General features: G+C 69.4%; 2 protein-coding genes. Both read right to left on the bottom strand.

Annotated elements, in window-relative coordinates:
• Positions 1-316: CinA family protein (locus tag VBO01S_RS31430; RefSeq protein ID WP_255221263.1), on the bottom strand; the 316-nt coding region annotated here is incomplete at its 3' end.
• Positions 317-321: 5 nt separating this feature from the next.
• Entirely contained in the window at positions 322-879 is a 558-nt protein-coding gene (locus tag VBO01S_RS31425; protein WP_255221262.1) for a phosphatidylglycerophosphatase A family protein, read from the bottom strand.
• Positions 880-1,136 lie beyond the last annotated feature (257 nt).

Below are 1,136 nucleotides of genomic sequence, written 5' to 3'. Positions count from 1 at the left end.
GCGCCGGGGCGCCGCGGGCAATGGCGCCTTCGGCCATCGCGCGCGCCACGGGCTCGCTCACGGCGCCGTGGGCTTCGATCAGCGCGGCGTCCACGCCCAGCATCTCGGTCTTGGCGGCGTTCGAGTAGGTGACGAAGCCGCGCTCGAACCACACGCTGGAGCCCGCCAGGTCGGTGCAGGCGCCGGCGATCAGGCCGCCGGTGCAGCTTTCGGCGGTGGCCATCATCCAGCCCCGGGCCTGCAGCCGTTCGGCCAGCGTCGCGACGAGCGCGGGCACGTCCTGTTCGGCCAAGGCCGGGGAAGCGGAAGGTTGCATCGGGTTCACCATGCGCGCCACAGCGCAATGACCAGCAGCGTGCAGAAGGCCGCCACCAGGTCGTCCAGAAGAATGCCGAAGCCGGCGCGCCACCACTGCACGCGCGCGGGGTCGTGCGGCTTGAAGGCGGCGTCGGCCCAGCCCACCGGGCCGGGCTTGGCGGCGTCGAAATAACGGAACAGCGCAAAGGCCACGACCTGCGCCCACAGGCCGGCCGGCGTCACCAGCCAGAGCACGAGCCAGAAGGCGACGATCTCGTCCCACACGATGGCGCCGGGGTCGGACACGTTCATGTTGCGCGCAGCGACCGTGCAGGCCCACCAGCCGATCGGCAGGCCGGCCAGGATGATCCAGCCGATAGTCGCGGGCGTGAACCACAGTTGCATCACCACGAACGCGGCCCAGGCCCACAGCGTGCCCACGGTGCCCGGCGCGAAGGGCGACAACCCCGAGCCGAAGCCCAGCGCGATGAAGTGCGCGGGGTGCGAGAGCAGGAAACGCAGGGTGGGGCGACGCATCGGGGGACGGGGCAGGGCGCCGGTGGTGGCGGAAGAGGAATCCATCGAGGAAGAAGGGGAAGAAGAAACGGCGTGCATCGGTTTCGAAGTGTCGCGCATCCTGTGCGACGGCTGCGCGCCGAAGTTTCTATTTATCAAAGCAATAGCTTGTTTAATTGAGAGGCGCCGCCTAGTATCCAGGCTCCCTTGGCGTTCCCCTTCGTTCTCATGTCGTCCTCCTCCTCTTTCCTCGATGCCGCCGCCGTTGGCGCGCCGCCGCCCACCGCCGCCTGGCGCGAGCTGTTCAGCGGGCGCAACGGCTG

The sequence above is a fragment of the Variovorax boronicumulans NBRC 103145 genome (assembly GCF_001591345.1).
GTDB classification, from domain to species: Bacteria; Pseudomonadota; Gammaproteobacteria; order Burkholderiales; family Burkholderiaceae_C; genus Variovorax; species Variovorax boronicumulans.
The sequence above is the reverse complement of the archived record's forward strand: the minus strand, read 5'-3'. Positions and strand labels throughout refer to the sequence as shown.

Bases quoted from the DNA above. Each gene is read 5' to 3' on its own strand.
- VBO01S_RS31425 (WP_255221262.1), bottom strand. From the start codon at position 879: ATGGATTCCTCTTCCGCCACCACCGGCGCCCTGCCCCGTCCCCCGATG.